The 25,913-nt window shown below is 57.3% G+C and carries 25 protein-coding genes, 1 tRNA gene and 1 pseudogene; 11 read left to right on the forward strand and 16 right to left on the reverse strand.

The window, feature by feature from the left end; all coding sequences use genetic code 11:
* Positions 1 to 90: 90 nt before the first annotated feature.
* Complete coding sequence (locus SynPROS71_RS02000) at positions 91 to 3,288, forward strand: type 2 lanthipeptide synthetase LanM family protein (RefSeq protein ID WP_186596292.1); 3,198 nt, start codon at positions 91 to 93, stop codon at positions 3,286 to 3,288.
* On the opposite strand, the gene SynPROS71_RS02005 is transcribed toward SynPROS71_RS02000, so the two are convergent.
* Genes SynPROS71_RS02005 through SynPROS71_RS02020 form a run of 4 tightly spaced genes read right to left on the reverse strand, consistent with a single transcriptional unit; the run spans position 3,282 to position 10,646 of the window.
* Positions 3,282 to 5,435: an ATP-binding cassette domain-containing protein gene (locus SynPROS71_RS02005; RefSeq protein WP_186596294.1), complete on the reverse strand. Its 2,154-nt coding sequence runs from the start codon at positions 5,433 to 5,435 to the stop codon at positions 3,282 to 3,284. The two genes, SynPROS71_RS02000 and SynPROS71_RS02005, sit on opposite strands and share 7 nt — an antisense overlap.
* A complete protein-coding gene (locus SynPROS71_RS02010; RefSeq protein WP_186596296.1) occupies positions 5,435 to 7,636 on the reverse strand; it encodes an ATP-binding cassette domain-containing protein in 2,202 nt (733 codons plus the stop codon). Before SynPROS71_RS02010 ends, SynPROS71_RS02005 begins: the two co-directional genes overlap by 1 nt.
* Positions 7,633 to 9,039, reverse strand: a complete 1,407-nt coding sequence (locus tag SynPROS71_RS02015; protein ID WP_186596298.1) for an HlyD family efflux transporter periplasmic adaptor subunit — start codon at positions 9,037 to 9,039, stop codon at positions 7,633 to 7,635. Before SynPROS71_RS02015 ends, SynPROS71_RS02010 begins: the two co-directional genes overlap by 4 nt.
* On the reverse strand, positions 9,036 to 10,646 hold the full coding sequence (locus SynPROS71_RS02020) for a TolC family protein (RefSeq protein ID WP_186596300.1): 1,611 nt from the start codon (positions 10,644 to 10,646) through the stop codon (positions 9,036 to 9,038). Before SynPROS71_RS02020 ends, SynPROS71_RS02015 begins: the two co-directional genes overlap by 4 nt.
* Before the next feature lie 264 nt (positions 10,647 to 10,910).
* Between SynPROS71_RS02020 and SynPROS71_RS13825 the strand changes: the two are divergent.
* Positions 10,911 to 11,117: pseudogene (locus SynPROS71_RS13825) on the forward strand (hypothetical protein); the annotation flags it as partial.
* Between the two features lie 274 nt (positions 11,118 to 11,391).
* Here SynPROS71_RS13825 and SynPROS71_RS02025 read toward each other — a convergent pair.
* From SynPROS71_RS02025 to SynPROS71_RS13990, 5 genes are all read right to left on the reverse strand, one after another.
* Entirely contained in the window at positions 11,392 to 11,634 is a 243-nt protein-coding gene (locus SynPROS71_RS02025) for a Nif11-like leader peptide family natural product precursor (protein WP_186596302.1), read from the reverse strand.
* 227 nt (positions 11,635 to 11,861) lie between these two features.
* Entirely contained in the window at positions 11,862 to 12,113 is a 252-nt protein-coding gene (locus SynPROS71_RS02030) for a Nif11-like leader peptide family natural product precursor (RefSeq protein WP_186596304.1), read from the reverse strand.
* Between the two features lie 629 nt (positions 12,114 to 12,742).
* The gene (locus SynPROS71_RS02035; protein WP_186596306.1) at positions 12,743 to 13,015 is read right to left on the reverse strand and encodes a hypothetical protein; all 273 of its coding nucleotides are present in this window, start codon (positions 13,013 to 13,015) and stop codon (positions 12,743 to 12,745) included.
* A gap of 280 nt (positions 13,016 to 13,295) precedes the next feature.
* On the reverse strand, positions 13,296 to 13,571 hold the full coding sequence (locus SynPROS71_RS02040; RefSeq protein ID WP_186596308.1) for a Nif11-like leader peptide family natural product precursor: 276 nt from the start codon (positions 13,569 to 13,571) through the stop codon (positions 13,296 to 13,298).
* Between the two features lie 277 nt (positions 13,572 to 13,848).
* Entirely contained in the window at positions 13,849 to 14,319 is a 471-nt protein-coding gene (locus SynPROS71_RS13990; protein ID WP_370586842.1) for a Nif11-like leader peptide family natural product precursor, read from the reverse strand.
* On the opposite strand from SynPROS71_RS13990, the gene SynPROS71_RS02050 reads away from it, so the two are divergent.
* Together SynPROS71_RS02050 and SynPROS71_RS02055 are read left to right on the forward strand one after the other, a co-directional pair.
* Positions 14,290 to 14,889: a DNA-3-methyladenine glycosylase gene (locus SynPROS71_RS02050; RefSeq protein ID WP_370586843.1), complete on the forward strand. Its 600-nt coding sequence runs from the start codon at positions 14,290 to 14,292 to the stop codon at positions 14,887 to 14,889. The genes SynPROS71_RS13990 and SynPROS71_RS02050 overlap by 30 nt on opposite strands.
* Positions 14,886 to 15,914 carry an aspartate carbamoyltransferase catalytic subunit gene (locus SynPROS71_RS02055; RefSeq protein WP_186596314.1) on the forward strand — a complete coding sequence of 343 codons (1,029 nt, stop codon included), beginning with the start codon at positions 14,886 to 14,888 and terminating at the stop codon, positions 15,912 to 15,914. The genes SynPROS71_RS02050 and SynPROS71_RS02055 overlap by 4 nt, the downstream gene beginning before the upstream one ends.
* Here the strand turns inward: SynPROS71_RS02055 and SynPROS71_RS02060 are convergent.
* From SynPROS71_RS02060 to SynPROS71_RS02085, 6 genes are all read right to left on the reverse strand, one after another.
* Positions 15,875 to 17,368, reverse strand: a complete 1,494-nt coding sequence (locus SynPROS71_RS02060) for an NAD(P)/FAD-dependent oxidoreductase (protein WP_186596316.1) — start codon at positions 17,366 to 17,368, stop codon at positions 15,875 to 15,877. The genes SynPROS71_RS02055 and SynPROS71_RS02060 overlap by 40 nt on opposite strands.
* 80 nt (positions 17,369 to 17,448) lie before the next feature.
* Entirely contained in the window at positions 17,449 to 17,790 is a 342-nt protein-coding gene (locus tag SynPROS71_RS02065; RefSeq protein ID WP_186596318.1) for a DUF565 domain-containing protein, read from the reverse strand.
* A gap of 224 nt (positions 17,791 to 18,014) precedes the next feature.
* On the reverse strand, positions 18,015 to 18,215 hold the full coding sequence (locus SynPROS71_RS02070) for a hypothetical protein (RefSeq protein WP_006042295.1): 201 nt from the start codon (positions 18,213 to 18,215) through the stop codon (positions 18,015 to 18,017).
* Positions 18,216 to 18,280: 65 nt separating this feature from the next.
* Positions 18,281 to 18,430: a hypothetical protein gene (locus SynPROS71_RS02075; RefSeq protein WP_186596320.1), complete on the reverse strand. Its 150-nt coding sequence runs from the start codon at positions 18,428 to 18,430 to the stop codon at positions 18,281 to 18,283.
* Complete coding sequence (locus SynPROS71_RS02080) at positions 18,427 to 18,603, reverse strand: PCP reductase family protein (protein ID WP_222929539.1); 177 nt, start codon at positions 18,601 to 18,603, stop codon at positions 18,427 to 18,429. The genes SynPROS71_RS02075 and SynPROS71_RS02080 overlap by 4 nt, the downstream gene beginning before the upstream one ends.
* 13 nt (positions 18,604 to 18,616) lie before the next feature.
* Positions 18,617 to 18,689: transfer RNA gene (locus SynPROS71_RS02085), tRNA-Ala, on the reverse strand.
* 46 nt (positions 18,690 to 18,735) lie between these two features.
* On the opposite strand from SynPROS71_RS02085, the gene SynPROS71_RS02090 reads away from it, so the two are divergent.
* Positions 18,736 to 18,963 (forward strand): DUF2555 domain-containing protein, encoded by a 228-nt coding sequence (locus SynPROS71_RS02090; protein ID WP_186584023.1) that lies wholly within the window; start codon positions 18,736 to 18,738, stop codon positions 18,961 to 18,963.
* Positions 18,964 to 18,966: 3 nt separating this feature from the next.
* A complete protein-coding gene (gene coaBC, locus SynPROS71_RS02095) occupies positions 18,967 to 20,223 on the forward strand; it encodes a bifunctional phosphopantothenoylcysteine decarboxylase/phosphopantothenate--cysteine ligase CoaBC (protein ID WP_186596324.1) in 1,257 nt (418 codons plus the stop codon).
* Here the strand turns inward: coaBC and SynPROS71_RS02100 are convergent.
* On the reverse strand, positions 20,220 to 20,504 hold the full coding sequence (locus SynPROS71_RS02100; protein ID WP_050815911.1) for a hypothetical protein: 285 nt from the start codon (positions 20,502 to 20,504) through the stop codon (positions 20,220 to 20,222). The genes coaBC and SynPROS71_RS02100 overlap by 4 nt on opposite strands.
* 138 nt (positions 20,505 to 20,642) lie before the next feature.
* On the opposite strand from SynPROS71_RS02100, the gene psbO reads away from it, so the two are divergent.
* From psbO to SynPROS71_RS02125, 5 genes are all read left to right on the forward strand, one after another.
* Complete coding sequence (psbO, locus tag SynPROS71_RS02105) at positions 20,643 to 21,464, forward strand: photosystem II manganese-stabilizing polypeptide (RefSeq protein WP_186596326.1); 822 nt, start codon at positions 20,643 to 20,645, stop codon at positions 21,462 to 21,464.
* Positions 21,465 to 21,570: 106 nt separating this feature from the next.
* Entirely contained in the window at positions 21,571 to 22,740 is a 1,170-nt protein-coding gene (gene sat, locus SynPROS71_RS02110) for a sulfate adenylyltransferase (RefSeq protein ID WP_186596328.1), read from the forward strand.
* Positions 22,741 to 22,785: 45 nt separating this feature from the next.
* Positions 22,786 to 24,639 carry an ATP-dependent zinc metalloprotease FtsH3 gene (ftsH3, locus tag SynPROS71_RS02115; protein WP_186596330.1) on the forward strand — a complete coding sequence of 618 codons (1,854 nt, stop codon included), beginning with the start codon at positions 22,786 to 22,788 and terminating at the stop codon, positions 24,637 to 24,639.
* A gap of 25 nt (positions 24,640 to 24,664) precedes the next feature.
* The gene (locus tag SynPROS71_RS02120) at positions 24,665 to 25,267 is read left to right on the forward strand and encodes a bifunctional 4-hydroxy-2-oxoglutarate aldolase/2-dehydro-3-deoxy-phosphogluconate aldolase (protein WP_186596332.1); all 603 of its coding nucleotides are present in this window, start codon (positions 24,665 to 24,667) and stop codon (positions 25,265 to 25,267) included.
* Positions 25,268 to 25,311: 44 nt separating this feature from the next.
* Positions 25,312 to 25,911 carry a hypothetical protein gene (locus SynPROS71_RS02125; protein ID WP_186596334.1) on the forward strand — a complete coding sequence of 200 codons (600 nt, stop codon included), beginning with the start codon at positions 25,312 to 25,314 and terminating at the stop codon, positions 25,909 to 25,911.
* Positions 25,912 to 25,913: the final 2 nt, after the last annotated feature.

The following is a 25,913-nucleotide window of genomic DNA, read 5'->3' on the forward strand; positions in this document are numbered from 1 at the left end:
CTCTGATCGCTCGAGATGCGTACTCGGGATCGATCGGGGTTTGCCGGAGGCCAAGGGCCTCTTCTATTGCTTCGTGCCGCACTCGACTGAATGAACCGGACCCAACAGTGGCTGGATCTCATCGCTCCAGACGAGCCCCACAAGCTCGAGCGACGCCTCGCCTGGGACCGCTGGGCTGACAGCAATGCTTTCGGGGAGTGGCTCTCGGCTCCACCGCAGCTCAAAACCAGCCATTCCAAAGCCTGGCAGCAGGCCCTGAGCCGTTGCCAGGGCTGGCTTCAGGGCGCCTGGGATCAGCCCCTCCAGCCGGTGCAGGCCAGCGAACAGCGGCCCTTTGTCGACCTCTGGCTACCGATTCGGGAAGGCGCCGCAGCAGAGCTGCATGCAGCTCTGGAGCGCAGCGCTGGACTAGATCGCATCGCCCCCAACGTGGTCGATCAACTGGCCGACTCCCTGCTGAATCGGCTCTGCGCCATCGGCGATCAGGTGCTCTGGGATCAGTTCAATACGGGCCGTACGCCAGGAGCGATGCTGCTCGCCCATCTGGGGTCAGCAGGCGATGGAGAAGGGCCGCCGGTGCGGGAGCTCTACACCCGCTTCATCACAACGCACCGCCGCGATGGCTTGCAGAGCCTGCTCACCACCTTCCCCGTGTTGGGGCGCTTCATCGGCACGGTAGTGACCCTCTGGCATCAGGGCAGCCTGGAGATGCTGGAAAGGATCCAGAACGATCGCTCCATCCTGGCCAACAACTGTTCGATCCCAAGCGATTGGTGCCTGCAAGCGGTGCAGCAGGGCCTCAGTGATCCCCACCGTGGTGGCCGCGCTGTGGCCATTCTCAGCTTCACATCACCAGATCGCAGCAACACCAAGCTTTTGGTCTACAAACCCAAAGACATGGGAGTGGATGCGGCCTACCAGGCCCTGATTGAGGACCTCAATACCCACTCCGAGCTGCCTCCCCTGCGCAGCCTCGTGGTGCAGACCTGCGACGGCTACGGCTACATGGAGCATGTTGCCCACACTCTTTGCGCCAACGCTGAGGAGCTGGAGCGCTACTACTGCAACGCCGGCCGTCTCACCGCCCTGCTGCACCTGCTCGGCTGCACCGATTGTCACCATGAAAATCTGATCGCCAGCGGTGATCAGTTGGTGCTGATCGACACGGAGACCCTTCTGGAAGCCGACCTTCCCGATCACATCCAGGCGGCTGCTGAGTCAGCAGAACACCAGGAGCCCTCAGACCTACAGCAGCGCTTTCGGGGCTCTGTGCTCAGATCCGGCTTGCTGCCCCAATGGTGGTTCATCGGCCAGGGCAAACAGGCGATTGACATCAGTGCCCTCGGAATTGCGCCTCCCGCGAAAGAGGAGATCACGATGGCTGGCTGGCTTGGGATCAACAGCGACGGCATGATGCCCGGCCGGATCAACCGAGCGGCCGAGTGCCCCACCAGCCTTCCGGTGGGCTTTGGCAACACCAATCCATTGTCTGAGCATCTTGAGCCGTTCTGCGCCGGTTTTCGGCTCCAAGCCCAACAGTTCCTGCAGCTGCGCGAGCCTTGGTTGAGTCCAGAGAGTCCGCTGGAACGTTTTGCGGGACTACCGCGTCGGATCGTGTTGCGGGCCACGCGGGTGTATTTCGCCTTGCAGCGGCAGCAATTGGAAGCCTCAGCCTTGCGTACAGAAGAAGCCCAGGCCCTGTGCCTCGAGCAGCTGAGCCGCAGCTTTCTTTTGGCTGAAAGTAAACCGCTGCACTGGCCAGTGTTTGCCGCCGAGCGCCAGCAAATGCAGCGGCTGGATATTCCGTTCTTCACGCATCCGATCGATCGCGATGGCTTGGAACTCGACGAGAATGGAGCGGTGCTGCCGGGATTCATCGAAACCAGTGGCCTGGCCTCAGCGCGCAACCGGCTTAGGGCCTTCAATGCAGCTGAAATCGACTTTCAGGAGCGCTTGATTCGCGGCGCTGTGCAGGCGCGGGTTCTCAAGCAACGGCAAGAGGGTCGTCCAGCGAATGCCCACAACCAACAGGCTGAGACTGCGCAGCCGGCGCCTGCTATCACAGCGGTTGAGGCTGCCAGCACCATCGCCCAGATGCTGCTCGATCTAGCGATCCGAGATCCTCAGGGACAGATCGAGTGGTTGGGGATGGATCTTGGCGCCGATGGCGAGAGTTTTTCGTTTGGCCCGGTTGACCTCTCGCTCTATGGCGGTTCGATCGGCATCGCTTGCCTGTTGAAGCGTCTCCAATCACTCGGCAGCGCGCCTGCAGAGGTGGAGGCGATCCAGGCGGCGATCCTCAAACCACTGCATGACCTTGTGGGGCAATCCCATGGCGATGGGCTAAGGCGCTGGTGGCGCGATCAATCCCTGGGACTTAGTGGTTGCGGCGGCATCCTGCTGGCACTGCGCGAGATCGGTGAAACTGATCTGGCCGCCCAACTCCTGGAAGGAGCCCAGCCCCGCTTCATCAAGTCCGATCAGCAGTGGGATGTGATCGGTGGCTGCGCAGGCCTGATCGGCCCTTTACTACGGCTCGAATCCACGCGAGCGATTGAGCTGGCGGTCCTGGCGGGCGACAGGTTGCTGGAAACGCAGGATGAGGATGGCAGCTGGAGACAGTCGACGCGCCACTCTGGACTGCTTGGTTTTTCCCATGGCACCGCGGGCTATGCAGCTGCCCTGGCGCTCCTCCATCAGTCCACAGGAAAGGAGCGCTTTTTGAAGGCAGCACTCAAGTCTGTGAAGCATGAGCGAAGCCATTTCCATGCCGATGCCGGCAACTGGCCCGATTTTCGCTTCCAGCAGACACCCGAAGAAGGCCCTGCTTACATGGTGAGCTGGTGCCATGGCGCACCCGGTATTGCTCTCGGCCGCGCCTGTCTCTGGGGCACCGATCTCTGGGATGACCAGTGCGCTGAGGAACTCAGCATCGCCTTGGAAACCACAGCATCAATTAAGCAGCCAGGGATGGACCATCTCTGTTGCGGCACCCTCGGCCTGATGGTGCTGCTGCGTGATCTGGCGCAAGGTCCCTGGCTGGTGAACGAACGCGTCAAACAATTGGCAATGGCTCAAGCCAATCATTTGAAGAGGCAGGCGCTGGATCGATGCCAAGGCACGGAACCACAACTGCGCTGCTTTGGCACCCAGGAAGGCAACTTGGTGTTGCCAGGGTTCTTTACGGGCTTGAGCGGAATGGCCTTGGCGTTGTTGGAGGATCGTGACTCACAATGTGCAGCCAACACACTCTTAAGTGCCGGACTACTGCAAAAGTGCAGTCAATGACTGGCCAACATGCGCTGGAGGTAACCATGGTTCTTGAGTTCATCCCACTGGCCTGATTCCGCAGGGCAGCCGCGCTCGAGAATCACGATCTGATCCGCCTGTTGGATCGTTGCCAGTCGATGGGCGATGGAAATCCGCGTGATGCCAAGGGCATTAATTGTTTCGGTGATCGCCAGCTGAGATCGATTGTCAAGGGCACTGGTGGCTTCATCCATGATCAACACCTTCGGTTGTGTGATCAAGGCACGGGCGATGGCAATGCGCTGCACCTGGCCTCCCGACACGTTGCCGCCGGAATCGCTGAGAAGGGTCTCCAATTGCATTGGCATCGCACGCACTTCGTCGGCCACTGCAGCTCTCTCAAGGGCTTCCCAAACCTCCTGCTCACTGCGCTGCACACCACCACAGATCACGTCGTAAATCGAACCAGCATTAAGACGTGCGGTCTGCATCACCACACCCATTTGCCGCCGATACGAGCGAATCGCCAATTGACTCAGGGGAATGCCATCCACCAACACCTCTCCACCAATTGGCGTGATGAAACCCAGGAGCATGCGCACAAGTGTGGTTTTGCCGCAGCCACTCGGGCCGGTGATCGCCGTGTGTTGACCTGCGGGAATTGAGAACGACAAATTCTGAAAGAGAGGCTCACTGCTGCCTGGAAACTCATAGGCAATGCGTTGCAGGCAAAACTCACCCTTTAATTGATGGCGCACCGCATCGGTTTGATAACCAGGCTCCACGTCGGCATACATCACCGGTTCAGCCCGTTGCCACAGCACAGCAGCTCGGCCTGCCACGTTGGCAATGAGATTGACCGCACCAGTTACCGACCCATTGAAACTGCCGAAAGCGGCATTGAAGGAAATGAAAGCCACCACCGTTTGGTTCAACTCAAAGGTGTTCGGGCTGTTGAGAATCCGGAAAGCCACCACGGCAAACAAAAATAAGCTGGCCAGAGGCGAGACAAGCGTGCCGTATTGCTCAATCGCATCGCTGTACACGTTGCTGCGCAATTGCAGGAGGGCATAGCGATTGACCTCACGCAACCAACGCAGCAATAGAAACGGTTCGGCACCAGCACTGCGGATCTGGGGCATGCCCATCACGGCTTGGAGTGAAAAATTGGTGATTTCAGCTCCACTTTCGAGCAAAGGCATCTGTAGTTGAATCGAGCGCCAGGTGATCCATAGCAAGCAGAGAATCGCCACCAAAGTGAAGGCACTGGCCCAAAGAGCCAAGTGTCTGTCGTAAACAAACATCAACACGAAATAGCTGACTGCAAACAAGCTCGACAGCAACGTGGAGAGCACACCATTGCCCATCAGTTGGCGCAACTGGCTGATGGAGTTGACGCGAGAAGCAAGATCACCGGTGGTGTAGCGGCTGATAAAACTCATGGGAAGGCGCATCACCCGATCCCAAACGGCCGATTGCAAACGGAGATCGGCCACACTCTCCAGGCGCAGCATCATCAGACTCTGCAGATATTGGCTGGCGACTGAACCGATCACGATCAACACCACCACAGTGAGCCCCTGAAAGAGCAGCTGCTGATCGTTTTGCGGAAGGATGCGACTCACCAGAAGATTGGTGAGCATCGGAATCGAGAGATTGAATCCCATTACCACAGCCGACGTGATGATTAACGCCAACAAGGCTGCAACTTCAGTGCCAAACGCAAAGCGCAACACCGCTAAGGGGCCAGGGACACGTTCCGGCAGGGAAAGGTAAATTTCAAAGCCCGTATCGTCAAACGCTGTGGCGTGCGGGACGGACTGGTGTGTTTGCTTCTCGGGGTCATAAAGCCAATTGGTGCGACCACGCCGATAGAGCGCACAGGGAGTGGTGCTCCCTTTGGGATTCACAACCATCAAGGGCACCTCGTTCTTTTGTAGATGACGAGGCACTTCGACGCGACGATGGTGAATGTCGTTGTGGTTTAACAGCGCTTCAATCGAAGCACCTGGCAGCGGCTCCAAAGGCTGATGCCGTCGGCCAAGCTCAGCCAGACAGAATCCCAACAAACGCATTGAAGCGTCTTGATCGTCGTTGGCTTCTTCCTCAAATAGAAGGGCCGTCTCCAGCGACTGCGCAGCCAGCAAGGCCTGCTCAGAAGCGGCTTGTGGATCTGGATGGTCCATTACGCCATCCCCTGACCGACACGCTCTGAATCGACGAGTGCACGAAAAGCGCCGCTTTGATCGAGCAGCTCTTGCGGAGAGCCAAGCTCCACAACGGCGCCCTGCGCCATCACCAACACCTGATCACTGCGCAAGGCGGCATCAAGACGGTGGGCCACACTCACCACCGTGAGTCCCCGGGCCTTGAGGGCGTTCAATACCTGCATCTGTGCGGAATTATCGAGCGCACTTGTGGCCTCATCGAGAAGCAGTATCGAGGGTCTGCGCAGCAGTGCTCGACACAGCTCCATCCGTTGACGTTCACCACCGCTGAGGTCACTGCCATTGTCTTTGAGATGACGGGCAAAGGCCTCTGGATGGCTGGTAATGGTGTTGAGAATCTGAGCGTCGTGGGCCGCCTCCTCAAGATCCTGCAGGCGATAACCAGAGCGCCACAGGGTGATGTTGTCGTGAATCGAGGCGTTGAACATGAACACCTGCTGAGGCACATAGGCCAGGCTGTCGCGCATCAGCCGATCACCGTGATGCTCCCAGGGCCGACCATCGAAAAGCAAACGCCCGCCACTGGGTTGATATAAACCTGCGAGAACGCGAATCAAGGTGGTTTTCCCGGATCCACTTCCGCCCACAATCGCCAACTGCGATCCAGCAGGAATTGAGAGACTGAGATTGCTGATAAAGGGAGGAGAAACGGGATTGAAGCTGTAACTCAGATTCTCAAGTTCTAAATGTCCCTGCAGGCGCATCTGTTCACTTTCGTGCGGCTGAGAAGAGTGTGCTGGCAGGGCAAAACTGCGCACCAAAGGATCATCGTCGCTGCGCTTGAGGTCGTCGAGGCGCCCCAGGCTGCCGATCAACTGTTGAAGCGTGGCATTCAGTTGGGGCAATGATGAGATCGGAGCAGTGAGTTGGCCTTGAAGGAACTGAAACGCCACTAGAGTTCCTAGCGACATCTTGCCGGCGATAATCAGCAGACCTCCAGCTGTGATGATCAGGGCACTGAGAAGGAAGGTGCTACCGCTCGCTGTGATCGTGGCCAACGCCATCTGAGCACCGAGCTGTTGATTCTGGGTCACCACATTGCCAAAACTTCCTTGCCACTGGCTGAGGAAGTCAAATTCCAGACCAGACGCCTTCAGGGTTTCAATGTTGTTGATCCCCTGCAGTCCCTTGCCCTGAGCCTTGCCTTGTTCAATCGCCAGACGCCGATTGGAGTCATAGCGCTGATCGGTAAGCCACCAATTCAGAAACAGATTGCCGGCCATCACCACCAACACCAAGAGCGCCAACCAGGCAGAGATCACAAAGGCAAAAATCAAAACAAAGAGGCCAATCCAGAGCGACAGCCCGAAGCGAAGCATCTGGGCTATCACCACCTGGGTGGTTTGCATCCCCAGGAGCATTCGACTGGCAATTTCTCCCTGAAAGCGGGCCTGATAAAAGGCAAATGTCACCTGAAACAGCTTGCGGAAAAGATCGGCTGTCAGCCGTTTGGAGAGCAACAGCTCCATGCGCCGGAGCACCAGAAACTGCCCAGCCAACAGCGCCAGCCAAGCCAGCACAGTGATCAATAACAGCCAGATCAGCGGAATCCCGAAATAGAGGCGCTGATTCTGCAGAAAACTGTCAATAAACGTGGAGGTAAATCCAGCCACGAGAACGGTGAGCACGGCTTGGCCGCTGCTCACCAAAAGCAACACGGCGATTGAATGGCGATAAGGAGCCAAGGTGGCTGGCAGACTCAGCAAAGGCGAACGCTCATGCCCGCCGGTCTGAAATTCAGGGCCAGGCTCGAATTCGAGCACAACGCCGGTGAAATTATCCTGGAATTCTTCCATCTCTACCCGCACACGCCCCTGAGCGGGATCACTCAAAAAGGCATGGTCGGCATCAAAGCCTTCCACAACAAGAAAATGATTGAATCCCCAGAACACAACGCAAGGAAATTGCCCCTCGCGTTTGAGCTGCTCACCGGAGCAGCGATAGGCCCGAGCCTTGAGTCCGTATTGACGACCCGCCACGAGCAGCTGTTTCGCGTTCGCTCCATCGCGATTCACACCACAGGCCAAACGCAGCTCACCTAGCTCCACCACTCGGCCGAAATAGGCCAGGATGGTCCCAAGCGATGCAGCACCACATTCAGCGGCTTCGTATTGAAGTCGTGTGCGGGCTTTGATCCGATGGCGCTGCAAGCGTTTCATGGCTGCCGTTTTGGTTGAGAAGCAGCGGGTGTAGTGGCTGGTGTTTCCGGTGGTGACCAGCCGAAGAAACGTCGCAACGCTGGCAGCACAAGCTCAATCGGAGCCACACTGCGCGTGGTGACTTCTGCCTCGAGCCGGTCGCCTGCCGTGGGTGGATAGGGAAGATCCCCCCGAGAACTCCAGAGATAGCCACCACTGTTGCGCCCGGTGGAGCTCTTGGCACGCTTCAACGCCAACACAGCCAAGGTGGGGGCAGGCTCCTTTTGCATGATCACATCAGCGAGAGACTGCATACCAACCCTGGCCTGCACGTCTTCACGGCTACTTGGGAGTTTGCCCATTGAGACAACTTCAGCCTGAATCCCACCCACCTCCGATCGTTTGTAACCTGATGGAGTAACCAAGGCAGGCATCCCAGGGAACACCTGGGCCATTTCCTTGCTGCTGAGGAACAACGGCACAAGCACAGGATCGGCGAGATCGTCATCACTCAGTTTGAGTAATTCTTGTCCCTGGGTGACCGGCTCACCATCATTGGGAATTACCTGAGAAAGGTAGACATCGCGAGTGGCAAACAAAAGCTCTTCGTTGATCAACTTGGCAAGCTCATTGCGGAGCTTCTGGTAAGCTTCGTTATTTTGATTTTGAATCCGAATCAGTTCATTGCGATTGCCAAGAATGTTGGATCGGATGGTATCTACCTGGGCCTGTTCCTGGAGAATCGACTCGCGGCTAACAAAACCACGACCCTCCAACGCCATCATCTTTTGAAGGTACGACGAACGACTCGAGAGTTCACCCGAGAGGATGGCCTGCTTCGACTGAATATTGATGGACTGGGCACGGGAATCAGCGAGAGTGCGATTTAGTTCAGTGAGAGCACTCTGCAAACGTTCTTGCTGAGCTGACGATTGCACCCAAAGGAGAAGCGTGCCAACAGAGAATTGTTGCCCCCTGTAGGTACGCTTTAAGCTCTCCATGAATTCGGTTGAGGTTTGATCAGTCGTACTAGATTTGGCTTGCTTGTCGTAGAGAGAAGCGGTCTGACGAACCATCGTTCGGGCTAAGGCGGTCATCTGTTGGTTATCAAACTGCTCCGGATCATTGCGAAATTTAAGAGCTGTTCTGTGCCAAGCCTGGACTGGTTTATCGAAGAACCAATAAACCTTGCCATTGGTTCTACTCAAGCTGCTATTGATCGTGCTCACAGGCAACAAAACGCCGGTGCCCTGCACCGAGATCGGAATTCTTGCCAAGATGGCCCAGAGCGCACCAGAGGCCGCAATCAAGATGCCTAACGCCAGGGTGAGTCGCAAGGGAGGCGTCAAAAGGCGCACAGGGCCGTTACGATCACCAACACGGTGACGCTTGCGTAAAGCCCGATCATTGAATAACTGGGTCATAGCCCGAGCCTCGTTAAGGAATCCGGCCGTAAAGGCTCGGGAGAATCTCGCATCATTTTGAGGCGTTCCTGCACCTCCTGCTGCGAGGCGCCAGGCCAGGTTGCCGAATAGCGATACAACTCAGCGACCGCGTTGTTGTAGCCCAGAACTGCTTGCGACAACTGCTGAGCCGCAGAAGAAAGTTGTTGAATCGTTTGCACCACACTGGTGATATCGCCGACACCCACTTCAAATCGAGCCCGAGCAGCTTCCTGTGCTAATTCGGCACTCCGGTATGCCTGGCGTGCGGTCGTAACGGCTACCTGTGAGGTCTGATACTGGCCATAGCTGGATCGAATCTGCTGGGTGACTTGCAGTTCCGTAAGAGCCGCCTGGGCTAATTGTTGCTGAGCCTGCGTCTTGAACGCCTGCGCATTAGCGGCATCGATACCACCATCAAAGAGCATCCAGTTGAAACCAATGCCAATCGCAGCGTTCCACTGCCGATTACGGGCGTACTGAGACCCTGGATCATTAGGCACCGGGATATTTTGGTAGCCGTTTTGTCCGATTAAACTCCCTGTAGCGACCAGAGAGAAAACGGGTAGATATTGCCTCAATAAGGCCACACTGCTCCACTTGGAAGACTCCGCAGCAGCCAAGCTCGCGAGGATTTCCTCCCTCTGTTGCGTGGCTCTGCGAATGGTCTCCTGCAGAGGGACCTGCCAACGCCCCTGCATCTGTGCTGGCTGGTCAGGAATGGCCAATTGATTCGCAGGCAAGGCTAATTGCTGGGCCAAAAGTGCCGTCTGCTCAATGTAATTGCTTGTATAGAGCACAAGCTGACTGAGCTGGCCATACAGCTGAGAACGGGTTTGCTCGAGATCAAGCACTGTGACCATGCCGATCGACTTTCGCGCCTCGAGAATCTCGAGCTGTTTCTGGTTAATCATGTAAATTTTCTGAAAGCTATTAATCAGCTGCTGATTGCTTTGAATCGCGTAATAAGACTCCTGGATCTGCAAAACTAGATTGCGAGCACTCACGTCAAAAAGAAACTTTTGTTGCAGAAGGGAATCAGCGGCGGCATTAATATTGGGTTGACGGGTTGGATCAAGGAAATTCCAATTCACCTGGGCGCCGGGCTGCACAACAAACTGCTGAGACTTTGTCGCAGATTTACGCCCTAGCCCCTGCGCCTGAAGCTCCTTAACTTGCTGGTTTGGCAGGGCATATTGGTCTTGAACAAAAGTGCCCCAGTTACTCCCAATAAAAGGAGTCCCATTGGTGAGCTGAAGCGTGGGGTACCAGCTCCGTTGTGCCGCAATCAATTGCCACTCAAACTGCTGAATCGTGCTGAAAGAGCTAGCAAGCTCGGGGTTATTCTGCAATCCTAACTTGATTGCCTCGGCAAGACTAACGGGTCTCGAATTTGCTTTTATTTGATCTTGCAGTTGCTTGAGCTGCTCAACAAGCTCAGACGGAGAAACCTTCTTTTGATCAACGAGAGGTATCGCTTCAGGCACCGTGTTTCCTGCTTGAGCGACTGAATCACCTGAAAAGCATGCAGATTCAACGACCAAAAGCAAAGCGCAAGCAAGTTGTGCAGAGCAGGCTTTCAAGGCCATAGCGTCGAACTAAGCCAGTTAGAGGTGCGCACGTAACTTGACTTTTGAAAATTATTGTCAAATACACCATCCACTGCCACTGTGGTTGGCACAGTTTCACAGTTGTCCGCACAATGGAGAGGCCTGCAGCTACTTCCATACCACTACGCCTACGCAAGACTTCCTAGCCCTCGCCCAGAACTTTTTCGCTCGCCCTGCATAGCTGGTCGATCCCACTTGATTTGTTGCCTGTTGGTGAAACGCCAAGAAGACGGCAGCTTGCTTTGGGGCTTAAGGATGCTCAAGCGATTGGTGGAGGCAAGAGGTGCTCATAGAAGCAAGAGAAGGCGTGTCTCGCCAGGGCAACAGCAACTGTCTTTTGCATTTGATTGTCGCCTCAATCAAATCCCAGAGGAGTGGAATCAGATAGCGGTGAGATTTAGGCGAGCCAATGGCATTCGTGATGGCGATAGGGAGCGAAGTATTTGGTAGTTGAAAACTTATACTGAGGAGATAGACGTATCAATGGAAGAAGAGAATAGGGAGGAAAGGCTTTGCTGTGGCTGTAAATATTTCGGCTTGACTGAGGCGTGGAAGGCGGCTAATGCCTGGCGGCAGTGTTGGGCAATAGTGCCAGGTATCGGAAGCCGTTTGGGGCTGGTTGAGGGTCGATGAAGAAATAAAAAGCCCCTGTGATTGCAGGGGTTTGACGGGATTAAGTTACAATAAGAAATGACATCGAGCAGCAGCCAAGACTGCAATCAAATCAGGCACACCAGCCACAGCTCAGGCCAATAGAGATTGTGCCCCCAGCGACGCCTTCCAACTCTTCATCCGAAAGCTCTGCCTGAGATTTCTTCAGCTCCTCAGCTGAAATCACAAAGCCTGCAGCCTTGGCAATCGTTACGACGGCATCGGCATCGGCATCGGCAGCTGCCTTAATTTTCTCCTGAAGCCCTGCATCCGCCTTGACGGCTTCCAGGAAAGCTTTGAGTTGCTCTTCTGACATCGTGTTTGTTTTTTGACAGTCACTTCATAGCAAAACCAACAGCATTTGTCTGCTCAAAAAACCCCGCCATTGCTGACGCACTACTGTTACTTAATTGACGAAAATTGTGCTGGTATTGGAAGCCGTTTGGGGCTGGTTGAGGGTGGATGTAGAAATAAAAAACCCCTGTGATTGCAGGGGCTCTAGAGGATTAGGATGAGCTAAAGAGGTGTGCCTTAATCATAAAGTCATAAAAGGACAGTTGTCATCAGTGTCGTAGTGTCTGTGGTTATAGTCGTCCCACCTCCAGCCACGCCTTCCAGCTCCTCCTCTGATATCTCTGCCTGTGATTTCTTCAACTCCTCAGCAGAAATCACAAAGCCTGCAGCCTTGGCAATCGTTACGACGGCATCGGCATCACCAGCCGCCTTTAGCTTTTCCTGCAATGCTGAATCAGCTTTGACGGCTTCCAGAAACGCCTTGAGTTGCTCTTCTGACATGGGAGCGTGTAGTGCTACAGCCTGGTTTTAGCAATCGTTGACGGCGTTGGCAGCAGGCAACCAAAAAACCCCGCCATTGCTGACGGGAGTGTGTTTTATCGGGAAATCGATCTCCAAGATTTGATGCTCATGAAATTCACTCACCGCTCAGCCCATTGGGTTGCGTTCCCACTCAACGTCTTTCTTTAGTTTTCTGTTCATAAACTTAGTCAGACGCCTGAAAACGAGGCTATACAATAAATTGACGCTCCACACAATGACAACTACAAGCGCAAACTCAAGATTCGTAATTTGAAAATCGTCACTTGGCTTTACCCCCGTAAAGAATGCTTGTGTATCGTATGTATCGAAAAAAGGAAGCACTATTAGCAATGAAGCGGTCATTACGACCCACCAAGACATGGCGACCACGACGGCTGAGATAACCCGAACAAAAGGGTTCTTACTTCGCACGCGAAATGGCACTGGAAATACCTAGCTTTTACCTTTCTAGACAGGATTTACTTCACCGCTAGAGATGCACATAAACCCTTTAGGGAAAATCCATCCAACAAAAACCCCTCCATTACGACGGGGTGAATGTTTTGTCGGGAGATTAATTAACTCGGAGCGACAGGCTGCTCCGTTTTTCAGCAGGCGCTGTCCCGTGTGTGCATTCCACCAGCAATGGCATTGAGGGCGATGGCATCCAGTTCGAAATCATCGAACTCATCATCGTCGTCCATCTGCCTCAGAAAGCCACGCACCTCAGCAGAGATCACCGTCATCCCTTTCTCTGCTGCGATCTCCACCATGCGACGGATGGAGGCATCAGGGTCTGAGGTCATCAGCTTGAACAGCTCCCCTTGAACCTCTATGGACACTCCATCACGCAGTGCCTTGAACTCGTCCAGTGTTGCCATCAAGGAAACCGCAGCGTGACTCCTTTGTAGCGGTGGACAACCCGTAAGTCTTCAGCGCAACCTAGCAGGCAACAAAAAACCCCGCCATTGCTGACGCACTACTGTTACTTAATTGACGAAAATTGTGCCAGGCATCGGAAGCCGTTTGTGGCTGGTTGAGGCTGAATGATGGCTCTTGGTGGTCTATTGAAAAAATAAAAAACCCCTACGACTGCAGGGGCTCTAAAGGATTAGGATGGGCTACAGAACCGGAACCGTACCTCTACCGCTCCCGCGCCTTTCAGGGACACAAACTTGACCAGATAACAGTCGTTAACGAAGCCTTGTAAGTGTCTACGTTACATCCGCCTGCAGCTACGCTTTCCAGCTCCTCTTCAGAAATCTCTGCCTGAAATCCCTTGTGAGATTTCTTCAGCTCCTCAGCAGAAATCACAAAGCCCTCAGCCTTAGCAATCGCCACCACAGCATCCGCATCGCCTGCTGCCTTCAGCTTCTCTTGGAGCCCCGCATCTGCCTGGACGGCTTGCAGGAAGGCTTTGAGTTGCTCTTCTGACATGGGAACGTGTGGAGCTACAGCCTGTTTTTAGCAATCGTCGGCAACGTTGTCAGTTAACAACAAAAAAACCCGCCATTGCTGACGCACTACTGTTGCTTAATTGACGAAAATTGTGCCAGGTATCGGAAGCCGTTTGGGGCTGGTTGAGGGTGGCTGAAGAAATAAAAAGCCCCTGTGGAGATAGAGGCTTGACGGGAGGAATTAAGTTAAGTTAGCTCTCTGTCAAATTAACTTGTTTTTTGACAAGTAGTTGCTATTTGAGCGCCCAGCAACGCTCTTAGTTGTTGCCTAGTGGCTCTGTAGTTTGATTAACACCATAACAGCTTTCTCTCCCAGTAATACAACCACCCCCAGCCACGGCTTCCAACTCTTCATCCGAAAGCTCTGCCTGTGATTTCTTCAGCTCCCCAGCTGAAATCACAAAACCTGCAGCCTTGGCAATTGCTACGACAGCATCAGCATCGGTAGCTGCCTTTAGCTTCTCTTGGAGCCCCGCATCTGCTTGGACGGCTTCCAGGAAGGCTTTGAGTTGCTCTTCTGACATTGCCGCGCTGTGAGTGGGTGTAATGCCTCCATTTTGGGTCATCCACAGCTTGATGTCAGCAGGATGAATAAAGACCTGCAAGCCACTCCCATAGCCATCCAGCCCATCACCCAAGACTTCCCAGCACTCCCCCAAGCCTTCTTCTGCCGCCCCGCTGAGCTGGTCGCCCCCGACTTGATTGGTTGCAGGTTGGTGAAACGCCAAGAGGGCGGCAGCCTCCTTTGGGGCGTGATTGTGGAAACGGAGGCGTATTCCCAGGAGGAGCCTGCCTGCCACGGCTATCGGCGCAGGAGCCCTCAAAACGAAACGCTCTTCGGGGAGCCTGGGCGTTTTTATGTGTATGTGAGCTATGGCATTCACCACTGCGTGAATGTGGTGACTGATCGCGCCGAGTGGGCGAATGGTGTGTTGCTCAGGGCTGTGGCCCTGCCTGGTGAGCCTGAGCGTGTGGCAGCGGGACCTGGGCTACTGGCTCGTCGCTTCGGGATCGACCGGCAGATGGATGGTTGTTCCGCCTGCTCCGGGCAGGATCTCTGGATCGCTCCGCGCCCTTCGGAGCTGCAGAATCTGGCGCTGGTCACCACCACCCGCATCGGGATTGCCCGAGCGCAGGAGTGGCCGTGGCGCTGGTATCTCCAAGCCAGCCGCAGCGTGAGCAAACGGGCCAAGGGAGACCGCAAGCCACTGCTGCAGGACGCCTACCAGCCCAATGCTGCCTGGGCGAATGGATCTCCTCCCACTAAGCTTCAGCAGAGTGAGCGGACGCCCAGTTGAGCGCGTGGACCCACCGCCACATCCTCGATCTCTCCACCTTCTCCAGGGAGGATTACGCGGCTGTTCTTGAGCTGGCCCATCGGTTCAGTGCGATGCCCGTCACCGGCGCGCGTCGGCTGCCGGCGCTCCAGGGGCGGCTTGTGGCCACACTCTTCTTCGAACCAAGCACCCGCACCCGCAGCAGCTTTGAGCTGGCAGCAAAGCGGTTGTCTGCCGACGTCTCCAGCTTCTCGCCCTCCAGCAGTTCGCTCAGCAAGGGAGAATCCCTGCTCGATACAGCACGCACCTATGTGGCCATGGGCGCCGATGTGCTGGTGGTGCGTCACCGCTGCACAGGCGTGCCCAGGCAGTTGGCTGAAGCCCTTGAACGCACGGGTGAGCGCACCGTGGTGCTCAATGGGGGCGATGGCCTGCACAGCCATCCAAGCCAGGGGCTGCTCGATCTCTACACCCTGGCGCAGCATTTCAACCCCAGTCACCCATTGCCGGAAGCCCTGCGCGGACGCCGCATTGTGATCGTGGGCGATGTTCTCCACTCCCGAGTGGCGCGCTCCAATCTCTGGGCCCTCACGGCCTGTGGCGCGGATGTGATTCTCTGCGGTCCGCCAAGCCTGGTGCCTGAGGCCTTTGCGCAGTTCGTAGCCCAGCCGCCGCCTGGACAAGCCTCAGATCCCGTTGCCGATCGGGGCGCGTTGACCGTGGTGCGCGATCTTGATGATGCGCTGGCCGGAGCCGATGCGGTGATGACCCTGCGTCTGCAGAAGGAGCGCATGCGTCAGCACATGCTCACCAGCTTGGATCGCTATCACCGCGACTTCGGGCTCAGCCATGAGCGACTGCAGGCCTGCCAGGTTCCCATCCCTGTGCTCCACCCTGGCCCGGTGAACCGGGGTGTGGAGATGAGCGGTGCCCTTCTCGATGATCTGAGCGCCAATCGTGTAGAGGATCAGGTGCGCAATGGCATCCCGATCCGGATGGCGCTGCTTTATTTGATGGCGGCTGCGGAGTCTCCGCTTTCGCTCTGAGTGGAGATCCCGGACACTTGGTTGGAGTAGTAATCCATCGCGGCCCGTAGGGCAGCTCCGGGTTCGGCGATCGAGGGGCCCGATCCAGACTGCATTGGGAATGCGGCATCTGGAGCATCCAGTCCCATGTGCTGACTGGGCATCCCTGTGAGCAGCATCGATGCTCTCGACTGCGACACCACTGCAAAGATCCATTTGATCAGCAGGGTGTAGCGGTTTTCCCGATCGGGCATGAAGGCGAGGTGGGCGGCAGCCCAGAGCAGCCAACCGATGCCTCCTTTGAACTTGAAACCACGCAGATCGGCCACCGCGTCCACCCGGTCGAGCACGGCCATGCTGCCGAAGTCAAACCAGCTGAAGGTTGGGCGCGATTGTCCGCCCACCATGGCAGCAATGTCTTTGCCGACGAAGCCGCCGGCCTGGGTGGCGGGTCCCGCCATGCCAGGCAGGGGATTGCCGTCCCGGGTGTGCTTGTAGGAACAGAGGTCGCCAACCACGCGAATTTCCGGGTGCCCTTGCACCGAGAAGTCAGGCTCCACGATCACCCGTCCGCTCCGGTCGGTTTCACAGCCGATGGCGTCGGCCAGTTTCTTCCCGAGATGGGAGGGGCGCACACCGGCTGTCCAGATCACAGTGGCGGCCTGAAGGCGTTGGTCTCCATCGGGGGTGCCCACGGTCACCTCGCCGGGCTGCATCGTCTGCACCCGACCCTTGAAAAGCATTTCTACGCCAAGGGCCTCAAGGGTTTCCTGGGCCGCTTGAGATAGCGCTTCCGGCATTGCCCTCAGCACACGGTCCCCCGGATCAACCAGGATGATGCGAGTGTCCGCCGGATTGAGCTGGCGGAACTCACGGCGCATGGCATTGCGCATCAGTTCCGAGGTGGCGCCTGCCATTTCGCAGCCCGTGGGGCCGCCGCCCACGATCACAACGGTTTGCAGGAACCGACGCGCTTCCGGGTCAGGGGTCTGTTCCGCCTGCTCCATCGCCATCAACAGCCGCCGGCGGATTTCTTCGGCGTGCTCGAGGATTTTCATGGGTGGCGCAAAGCAGCGCCAGTCTTCATGGCCGAAGAACGTGCTGCCTGAGCCGGTGGCCAGAACGAGATAGTCGTAGCTGTAGGCCTTGCCGTTGAAAACGATCTGCTTGCCTTCAGGGTTGATCTGGGTCACTTCACCCAACAACACCTGCACGTTGCGCTGGCGTCCAACCAGCTGCCGCAGAGGCGTGGCAACATCCCCGCGGGAGACCAAACCGGTGGCCACCTGGTACAGAAGCGGCTGAAACAGATTGAAGTTGCGTTTGTCGATCAGGCTGATTCGAACGTCCGCATTGGCCAGGGCTTTGCAGGCTCTGACGCCGGCGAAACCACCGCCAACGATCACCACGTGGGGTGCATGGCGCAGGCGTTCTTCAGGGGGCTCAAGCTCGAGGTAGAAACGCTCACCAGCCATGGCCAGAACTTCAGCAGATCTATCCGTAGGGTATGGATTGAAATCGGTTTTGTCCGTGCTCTCTGGTGCATGCCAGGGCGTCAGAGCAGCTTGAATCCCTCGAGCAGAAGCCCATAGAGAAGACCGATCCGGACCATGTCGAGAAGCTGCCTGCCCAGATGGCTGCGGTGATCCCGGGCCCAGTGACGCCTTACCCGCACCATCACCTCAAGCACGCCCACGGTGAGCATCGATGCCAGCGGATCCATCAAATTCAAAGACCCGGAAATCGCTGCGATTCCATTGCCCAGCATGAAACTTCCCGTCAAGGCGATCAGGAGGAGGGAGATGCGACGCCAAGGATTCGTCGCCCAATGATCGAGGCGGGTCGTGGCCTCACCAACACTGCGTTGAAGCCTGGTTGACTGAAGACGGGCGGTCATAAAAGAAGCCGCTCAGAGAAGAGGCAGGGAGGTGCACTGGTGATCCCCATCACCCGACCCAGACCCTGCCGCCCTCTGTATACACCATTCATGGTGCTTCTGCCTTTATCAAGCGCTACATCTTGGTCTTCTAAGAGAAAAGCCCAGGCTCAGCCTGGGCCGGATGATGGGGTCTGGCGAAGGAAAGCTTGAACTGCACCGCTTGGCAAGTGGCGTAGTTGAAATCAGTCAGATTCAGCTTTGGCCTTGCGAGAGCTCTTGCCTTCGAGAAGTTCGAGCAGGGCTTCCATTTGTGCCATCACGCCACGAACCTCGCCGGCTTCTGGGAGAAGGCCATCTTCCATGACGCCTTGGTGCATCTCCCGCAGTTCCTGGCGGATATAGCGCAGGTGACTCACAACCTGTTCTCGTTTTGACTGAGACATCAACCAAGAGCTTTTCAGCCTCTCTTTTACCGCATGGCCTGCAAAGGCCGACGGTCAGCCCCGGCTTAGCGGCGTGCCAGGCCGCCAGCCACAAGGATCAGGATGTAGGTGAGCAATGCCGAGGGCCGCACGGGAATGGAGGCCAGAACGGTGCATCCCAAAAGCGTCAACAGCAGCGGACGCAAGCGTCTGCGAGTGATGCCGAACGAGGTCATGGCGAGCGGCGTGAGAACTTTGCGCGAGCTTCTTTGTAAAAAGCCTCGTCAATCAATTCCTGTTTGTGGTCTGTTGCCAACGCTTCAATTTTGCGGCGCACAGCTGGACGAACAAAGAAAGGAACCTCGCGAAGCGCCTGTTCAGCCTCGGACGTCCAGTTCATCACGCCCATCACTGTCTCTCCATGGAGGATAGGGGATTCGAACCCCTGACCTCTGCGGTGCGATCGCAGCGCTCTACCAGCTGAGCTAACCCCCCGTACCTGAAACCTAGCGTCTGTGTTTCGTGCAAGACGCCAGGCACAATGACGGAAGCGTCCACGCTCTGCATGCCAATCACGCCGGAGCGTCTGGCTTCCTTCGATGAAGCATCGGTGGCCTCCCTGGCCCGTCGTCTAGAAGACGACGACTACCCCACCCCGTTTGCGGGCCTCAGTGACTGGCACCTCTTGCGTGCTCTTGCGATTCATCGCCCTGAGCTCACACGCCCCTACGTCCACCTGATCGATCAGGAACCCTTCGACGAGGACTGATCCATGGTTGGGCTGCTGCAAGGACAGCGAGTCATTGTTGCGGCCTGCGGAAGCATCGCCGCTGTGAAGACACCACTGCTGGTGAGTGCGCTGGTGAAGGAAGGGGCGCAGGTCCGCTGCGTGGTCACCAGCAGTGGTTCTCAACTGGTGAGTCCTGTCGCACTCGCGTGTCTCAGTCGCAATCCCTGCCTTCAGGACGCTGACCAATGGGATCCCTCTTGCCCAAGGCCTCTGCACATCGAGCTGGCGGAATGGGCAGACCTGGTGATTGTTGCGCCCCTCAGCGCCAGCTCTCTAGCGCGCTGGGTGCAGGGCGATGGCGAGGGACTGTTAGCCAGCCTCCTGTTGGCCTGCGAGTGCCCGGTGCTGGCCGCAAGCGCCATGAACACTGCCATGTGGCAACACCCGGCGGTTCAGCGCAACTGGAGCACGCTCCACGACGATCCTCGGGTGCTGCCCCTGGCTCCGCAGGCCGGACTGCTGGCGTGTGACCGCGTCGGCACCGGCCGGATGGCAGCTCCGGATTGCATCGTGCTGGCTGCCGCCAGCATGCTTCTACAGGCTGACAACGAGGGGAAGCTGCGTTCCGATTGGCGCGGCAAGCGCGTGCTGATCAGCGCTGGCCCCACCCAGGAACCGTTGGATTCAGTGCGTCTGATCAGCAACCGCAGCAGCGGGCGTATGGGCGTTCTGCTTGCCCAAGCGGCCCGCTTCCGCGGTGCGGACGTGGATCTGGTGCATGGTCCGCTGGCTGTTCCAGAGGCCTGGCTGGAGGGTTTGTACTGTCTGCCGGCGTTCAGTAGCGCCGCCATGGAGGTCTGCCTGTTGGAGCGTCAACCCCGCGCTGATGCCGTGCTGATGTGCGCAGCCGTTGCGGATGTGCGGCGCGAGCGCTTGGACAATTCCTCCAAGCTTCCCAAGGGCGAGCTCATGGAGACGATCGCTCAGGGCTGGGAGCAGGTGCCGGATCTGCTGCAGTTGCTGGGGTCACGACGTCCCTCCCATCAACGCCTGCTGGGTTTCGCTGCCTTGGCAGGAGACGATGAAACCCTCCTCCAGCGCGGTCGTGAGAAATACCAGGCGAAAGGCTGTGACCTGTTGATGGTCAATCCAATTGATCGCCCTGATCAGGGCCTTGATAGCGACCTAAACGGTGGATGGCTTCTCGGGCCCGGTGAACGCCAGGAGGCCATTCCCGCTGTGCACAAGCTCGCTCTAGCGCACGATCTGTTGGATCGGCTCAGCCAGCTTGGCGATTAGGCCGCCATGTCCGCAGGCCCTTGATCGAGAAGGGCGATGAAGGTTTTCAGTTGCAACCGAGGGATGTAAGGCCAGCCGCCACTGCGCTCGAGGGTTTGAAGAAAGCCAAACAACTGCTGACGGTCTTCCGGGAGGCTGTTGCGAAACGCTCCTTCTTGAACGTCGCGATGGAGCGCCTCAAGCTCCCTGAGAAAGAGGAGAAGAGCTTCAGGCTCATCGCGATGGTCGTCGGCGAGCACACGAAGCTGCTCCAGCAGGGGCTGAAGTTGAGCCTGGATCATGGAGTCTTCGTTGCCCTGCACGCCGAACGCTTCACGTTGTTGAGAGGTTGCAAACCTAACTGGAGTGGCTGATCAACTTCTGTAGGATCCGCCTCATCGGTGGACATTGTCACCACCCGGCCATTCGGCAACTCTCCCATGCGCTTCCGTCCCCTGCTGGCCCTTGTGCTGGCTTTCTGTCTCACGGTTGTGACCGCCTGCAGCGGCGGTGCTCAAGCCGTCGATCGCTCCAATGTCACCTACGACGACATCCGCAATACCGGTAAGGCCAACGATTGCCCAACCCTCTCGGAGTCGGCTCGAGGCTCCATCGATCTGACCGCGGGTGATGCCTATGAGCTCAGGGGGATCTGCATGCATCCCACCCAGGTCTTCATTAAGGGAGAGCCGGCCAACAAGCGCCAGGAAGCTCAGTTCGTTGAAGGCAAAATTCTCACTCGCTACACCTCAAGTCTTGATGAGGTTTATGGCACCCTCACCGTGGGCGAGGACAGCATCAGCTTCAAAGAAGAAGGTGGAATTGATTTTCAGCCGATCACCGTGCTGATCCCTGGTGGTGAGGAGTTTCCCTTCACGTTCTCCAGCAAGAACCTTGATGCTGTGGCCAACGGAGCGGCCATCACAACCAGCACTGATTTCCAAGGCACTTACCGCACACCCAGCTACCGCACGAGCAACTTCATTGATCCCAAAGGGCGCGCGCTCACCACGGGTGTCGACTACCCCCAGGGACTGATCGGCCTCGGTGGTGATTACAAGGAGCTGGAGACGGAGAACGTCAAGCGCTACATCGATGGTCAGGGCGTGATGAGCATGTCCATCACCAAAGTGGATCCTGAAACCGGAGAATTCGCCGGTGTGTTCTCAGCCATTCAGCCTTCCGATTCCGACATGGGTGGCCGTGAAATCGTTGATGTGAAGATCAACGGTGAGCTCTATGGACGGCTCGAGGAGGCTTGATCCCCAAGGCTCTCGGGCAAGACGTCAGAGAAAGGGGGGGCCTGGTGCTCCCCTTTTTTGTGATCTGGGAGAATCGCGTCGTCTCACGATCGAGCGAAGGCCCGTCATGACCGCCAGCACCACCTCCACTCAGCCCTCAGGCGTGATTGCCCCCTATGGAGGGACTCTGGTGGATCTGATGGTGCCTGAAGCCGATCGGGCTGCTGTGAAAGCGTCGGCAACAACGCGCCTCGAATGCTCTGACCGCAACGCCTGTGATGTGGAGCTTCTCATCGTTGGCGGCTTCTCGCCTGAGCGCGGATTCATGCATCAGGCGGACTATGCCGCTGTGGTGGAAGGCCATCGCACCACCTCAGGCCATTTGTTCGGCCTTCCCATCGTGATGGACACCGACAGGGAGGATGTGGCCGTCGGAGACAAGGTGTTGCTCACCTACAAGGGCCAGGAGCTGGCTGTTCTCACGGTGGAGGACAAGTGGGAGCCCGACAAGGTGGTTGAGGCCAAGGGCTGCTACGGCACCACATCCCTTGAGCACCCTGCGGTGCGCATGATTGCGACCGAACGCCGTCGTTTTTACCTCGGTGGCTTGATCGAGGGCCTTGCGCTTCCAAAGCGGGTGTTTCCCTGCAAAACCCCCGCGGAAGTGCGTGCCGGGTTGCCTGCTGGTGAGGACGTTGTTGCTTTCCAATGCCGTAATCCGATCCACCGTGCCCACTACGAGCTCTTCACCCGCGCTCTTCATGCTCAAAACGTGAGCGAGAACGCCGTAGTGCTGGTGCATCCCACCTGTGGACCCACTCAGCAGGACGACATCCCTGGAGCGGTGCGCTTTCAGACCTACGAACGGCTCGCCGCTGAGGTCGACAATCCGCGCATTCGCTGGGCCTATCTCCCCTATGCCATGCACATGGCTGGGCCCCGCGAAGCCTTGCAGCACATGATCATCCGCCGCAATTACGGCTGCACCCACTTCATCATTGGCCGCGATATGGCTGGCTGTAAGTCGTCCCTCACGGGCGAGGATTTTTACGGCCCCTACGACGCGCAGAACTTCGCCAAGGAATGTGCTCCCGAACTCACGATGGAGACCGTTCCATCGCTCAATCTCGTTTACACCGAGGAAGAGGGTTACGTGACGGCCGAACATGCCGAAGCCCGCGGCCTGCACGTGAAGAAACTCAGTGGTACGCAGTTCCGCAAAATGCTGCGCAGCGGCGAGGAGATTCCGGAATGGTTCGCATTCCGTAGCGTGGTTGAGGTGCTTCGAGCCTCCTGACCTCTCAGGATCCCATTAACATTCCTTCACTCCAGGCAAAAAACCTTGAACAAGCGCTGGCGCAACGTAGGGCTGTACGTCCTGTTAGTGGTCGTGGTGATCGTGGTCGGAACGGCCTTCCTCGACCGTCCGGATCCCGCATCGACGGCTCAGAACCTTCGTTACAGCGATTTCGTTGAGCAGGTTCAGGAGGATCAGGTCAGTCGGGTACTGCTCTCACCCGATCGGGGGACGGCATCGGTTGTGGCAACCGATGGCCGTCGTTCTGAAGTGAATCTTGCCCCAGATAAGGATCTGCTCAAGATGCTCACGGATCACAACGTGGACATCGCTGTGCAGCCGTCCAGGCAACCCGGGGCTTGGCAGCAAGCCGCTTCGAGCTTGATCTTCCCGCTCCTCCTGCTTGGTGGCCTCTTCTTCTTGTTCCGTCGGGCTCAATCCGGTGGCGGTGGCGGCGGCAACCCGGCCATGAATTTCGGGAAGAGCAAGGCCCGCGTTCAGATGGAGCCGTCCACTCAGATCACCTTTGGTGATGTGGCTGGAATCGAGGGTGCCAAGCTTGAACTCACTGAGGTGGTGGATTTCCTCAAGAACCCTGATCGCTTCACCGCTGTTGGCGCCAAGATTCCGAAGGGTGTGTTGCTCGTAGGCCCTCCCGGAACTGGCAAAACACTGCTTGCCAAGGCTGTGGCTGGTGAAGCGGGCGTTCCGTTCTTCTCCATCTCCGGTTCGGAGTTTGTGGAAATGTTTGTGGGCGTCGGTGCCAGCCGCGTTCGTGATCTGTTCGAGCAGGCCAAGAAAAATGCTCCTTGCATCGTCTTCATTGATGAAATCGATGCGGTTGGCCGCCAGCGTGGCGCTGGTCTCGGTGGAGGCAACGATGAGCGCGAACAGACGCTGAACCAGCTCCTCACCGAAATGGATGGTTTTGAGGGCAACACGGGAATCATCATCGTGGCTGCCACAAACCGTCCTGATGTGCTGGATGCAGCACTGATGCGTCCAGGCCGTTTCGACCGCCAGGTCGTTGTGGACCGACCTGACTACGCCGGTCGTCTGCAGATTCTCAACGTGCATGCCAGAGGTAAGACCCTCTCCAAGGACGTCGATCTCGACAAAGTGGCGCGCCGCACCCCTGGCTACACCGGTGCTGATCTTTCCAATCTTCTCAATGAGGCGGCAATTCTTGCGGCCCGCCGCGATCTCAGTGAGGTGAGCAACGACGAAATCAGCGATGCCATCGAACGGGTCATGGCCGGTCCTGAGAAAAAGGATCGGGTGATGAGCGAGCGTCGCAAACGTCTGGTGGCTTATCACGAAGCTGGTCACGCTCTGGTTGGGGCGCTGATGCCCGATTACGACCCGGTTCAGAAGATTTCGATCATTCCCCGAGGCAATGCTGGTGGACTGACGTTCTTCACCCCCAGCGAAGAACGGATGGAGTCGGGTTTGTACTCACGCACCTATCTCCAAAATCAGATGGCTGTTGCCCTTGGCGGTCGCGTGGCCGAGGAGATCGTCTACGGGGAAGACGAGGTCACAACCGGAGCTTCCAACGATCTCCAGCAGGTGGCTCAGGTGGCTCGCCAGATGGTCACTCGCTTCGGCATGAGCGACAAGCTCGGTCCGGTGGCTTTGGGCCGATCCCAGGGTGGGATGTTCTTGGGGCGGGATATCGCCGCTGAACGTGATTTCTCTGAGGACACCGCCGCCACTATCGACGAGGAGGTCTCTGACCTCGTGGATGTCGCTTACAAGCGCGCAACCAAGGTGCTTGTGAGCAATCGCAGTGTTCTCGACGAACTCGCTGAGATGCTTGTTGAAGAGGAGACGGTCGATGCCGAGCAGCTTCAGGAGCTTCTGATTCGCAGTGACGTCCGGGTTGCTGAATACGTCTGATCCATCGGAGCGGCTGATCAGGTCCTTGACCGATCAGCCGCTCCTGGTCGTGATGCGACCAGGAGCCAACGATTACCAAACCCCCTTCGCGAGCACCCGCCTCTGCCATCAGCTGGATCAGCTGGTAGCGGCGGGTGTTTTGCATGTTGAGCTCGCCTGGGCGGCCCATCCCCGCTGGACCGCACTGGTTGAAGCGATCAGGGAGCGTCACCCCAAGCTCCGGCTGGGTGCAGCATCCGTGTGCACACTCCCTGCCCTGGAGGAGGTCGCCGACCTGGGTCTTGCCTACGCCATGTCTCCCCTTCTGGATCCCGAGTTGCAATCCAAGGCGAGGGCGTTGTGCTGTGTTCTCGTGCCAGGGGTGATGACCCCTTCTGAAATTCGATCAGCGCAAGCGCTTGGCTGCAGCCTGGTCAAGCTCTTCCCCGCTTCAGTCTTGGGCGTCGACTATCGGCGTCAGATCTCAGTTCCCATGGGTGAACTCCCCTTCATGATCGCTGCTGGTGGGTTGCGATGCGCCGATCTGGTTCCTTGGTTGGCGGCCGGCTACAACGCCATTGCCCTGGGCCGCACTGTGTTCGTTGACGATGCCCTGGATCCGGGCATGACGCCATGGCTGACTGGATGATCTGAGACTCATCTGCTACAGATGGGATAGATGTTTCTGCGCTGATGTCTCAGCTATCCATCAAGTTGAGCGACAAAGCTGATGCTCTTGTCGCCCAGCTTCAAAAAGAGATCTTCAACCGACGCCGCAAAAAGGTCACGGCAGCAGGGGTTGTGGAAACGCTGGTTGAAAGCGGTGCCCGTTCGCAGTCGGATAAGCGGTTCGCGACCTCCTGGGTGAATCTGATCAAGGACATTGAAAAAGCTGCCAAGCTTGCCAATGCCCATGGCAGTAAGCCCGCGTCCCTAACCGATGAGGAGTGGGTGATGGTGCTGAGCCATCGCAATCGAGCTGCCTCGGTCAAACCGGCCCGCAAGACAACGGCAACTGCATCCAAGAAAGCCACGTCCTCCAGGCCTGCCAAGGCTGCGTCGAAATCGACTGCTAAGCCTGCAACCGCTAAGCCAGCCGCCACCAAGAAGAAGGCTTCAGCGAAAACGGCTTCAAAAGCGTCGTCAGCGACCGTTGCCAAGCCCCGGCCTGCGAAGCGGGCGCGTAAGCGCACGCAGGCATCTGTTGCTTCCGGCACCGTGGCGGGGCGGATGGCCAAAGCCGCAGCCCAGCTGGTCAGCGCTAACGGCATCAATTCGCCGGCCCGCAGCTAAGC

The sequence above is a fragment of the Synechococcus sp. PROS-7-1 genome, assembly GCF_014279795.1.
In the GTDB taxonomy this organism is placed as follows: domain Bacteria; phylum Cyanobacteriota; class Cyanobacteriia; order PCC-6307; family Cyanobiaceae; genus Synechococcus_C.

Excerpts from the sequence above, each read along its gene's own strand:
- SynPROS71_RS02000 (WP_186596292.1), top strand. The coding sequence starts at position 91 with ATGAACCGGACCCAACAGTGGCTGGATCTCATCGCTCCAGACGAGCCC.
- SynPROS71_RS02005 (WP_186596294.1), bottom strand. The coding sequence starts at position 5,435 with ATGGACCATCCAGATCCACAAGCCGCTTCTGAGCAGGCCTTGCTGGCT.
- SynPROS71_RS02010 (WP_186596296.1), bottom strand. The coding sequence starts at position 7,636 with ATGAAACGCTTGCAGCGCCATCGGATCAAAGCCCGCACACGACTTCAA.
- SynPROS71_RS02015 (WP_186596298.1), bottom strand. The coding sequence starts at position 9,039 with ATGACCCAGTTATTCAATGATCGGGCTTTACGCAAGCGTCACCGTGTT.
- SynPROS71_RS02020 (WP_186596300.1), bottom strand. The coding sequence starts at position 10,646 with ATGGCCTTGAAAGCCTGCTCTGCACAACTTGCTTGCGCTTTGCTTTTG.
- SynPROS71_RS02025 (WP_186596302.1), bottom strand. The coding sequence starts at position 11,634 with ATGTCAGAAGAGCAACTCAAAGCTTTCCTGGAAGCCGTCAAGGCGGAT.
- SynPROS71_RS02030 (WP_186596304.1), bottom strand. The coding sequence starts at position 12,113 with ATGTCAGAAGAGCAACTCAAGGCGTTTCTGGAAGCCGTCAAAGCTGAT.
- SynPROS71_RS02035 (WP_186596306.1), bottom strand. The coding sequence starts at position 13,015 with ATGGCAACACTGGACGAGTTCAAGGCACTGCGTGATGGAGTGTCCATA.
- SynPROS71_RS02040 (WP_186596308.1), bottom strand. The coding sequence starts at position 13,571 with ATGTCAGAAGAGCAACTCAAAGCCTTCCTGCAAGCCGTCCAGGCAGAT.
- SynPROS71_RS02060 (WP_186596316.1), bottom strand. The coding sequence starts at position 17,368 with ATGGCTGGTGAGCGTTTCTACCTCGAGCTTGAGCCCCCTGAAGAACGC.
- SynPROS71_RS02065 (WP_186596318.1), bottom strand. The coding sequence starts at position 17,790 with ATGACCGCCCGTCTTCAGTCAACCAGGCTTCAACGCAGTGTTGGTGAG.
- SynPROS71_RS02070 (WP_006042295.1), bottom strand. The coding sequence starts at position 18,215 with ATGTCTCAGTCAAAACGAGAACAGGTTGTGAGTCACCTGCGCTATATC.
- SynPROS71_RS02075 (WP_186596320.1), bottom strand. The coding sequence starts at position 18,430 with ATGACCTCGTTCGGCATCACTCGCAGACGCTTGCGTCCGCTGCTGTTG.
- SynPROS71_RS02080 (WP_222929539.1), bottom strand. The coding sequence starts at position 18,603 with ATGGGCGTGATGAACTGGACGTCCGAGGCTGAACAGGCGCTTCGCGAG.
- SynPROS71_RS02090 (WP_186584023.1), top strand. The coding sequence starts at position 18,736 with ATGACGGAAGCGTCCACGCTCTGCATGCCAATCACGCCGGAGCGTCTG.
- coaBC (WP_186596324.1), top strand. The coding sequence starts at position 18,967 with ATGGTTGGGCTGCTGCAAGGACAGCGAGTCATTGTTGCGGCCTGCGGA.
- SynPROS71_RS02100 (WP_050815911.1), bottom strand. The coding sequence starts at position 20,504 with ATGATCCAGGCTCAACTTCAGCCCCTGCTGGAGCAGCTTCGTGTGCTC.
- psbO (WP_186596326.1), top strand. The coding sequence starts at position 20,643 with ATGCGCTTCCGTCCCCTGCTGGCCCTTGTGCTGGCTTTCTGTCTCACG.
- sat (WP_186596328.1), top strand. The coding sequence starts at position 21,571 with ATGACCGCCAGCACCACCTCCACTCAGCCCTCAGGCGTGATTGCCCCC.
- SynPROS71_RS02125 (WP_186596334.1), top strand. The coding sequence starts at position 25,312 with ATGTCTCAGCTATCCATCAAGTTGAGCGACAAAGCTGATGCTCTTGTC.